The organism is Streptomyces sp. DH12 (assembly GCF_020873895.1).
Taxonomy (GTDB): domain Bacteria; phylum Actinomycetota; class Actinomycetes; order Streptomycetales; family Streptomycetaceae; genus Streptomyces.
On sequence record NZ_JAHWGT010000747.1, the window covers coordinates 1 to 495 of the forward strand.

1 pseudogene is annotated in these 495 nt (G+C 74.3%); it reads right to left on the reverse strand.

From position 1 onward, the window contains the following. Positions 1-268 precede the first annotated feature (268 nt). Positions 269-495, reverse strand: a pseudogene (locus LPA54_RS36850) (PAC2 family protein); the annotation flags it as partial.

Consider the following 495-nt stretch of genomic DNA (forward strand, 5'->3'; position numbering starts at 1 on the left):
GCGCGGGGCTTGGTTCTCGGACGGGGCCCGCCTCCTTGTGGGCGGGCCCCGGCTGTTGTCGCGGACGGAACGGTTCACTGGTCATGCTGTCCGCCGCGCGATGAGGGCTTGGTGCGCAGTTCCCCGTGCCCCTTCGGGGCGCGTCCACCGCAGCACCCTCTCAGGGGCGCGGGGAACCGCGCGACCAGCCACAACGGCGCCGCACCCGCCGCGCAACGCAAAAAGACGAGGGGCCCGCTCTTGAGAACGGGCCCCTCGTCATGTCACGTCACTCCTCGGACGACTCGTCGCCGTCCTGATCCGCCTCCTGCCGAGGCGGCTTGGACGGCCGAGACCGGCCACCGGGCCCGTCCCGCCGGTACGACGGCCCACCGTCGGACCCCTCCGCGGTCGCGTGACCCCCGGGTGGGCCCGATGCCCCGTCCCGCCGCCGCAGATACCGCTCGAACTCGCGGGCGATCGCCTCGCCGGACGCCTCCGGCAGCTCGGCGGTGT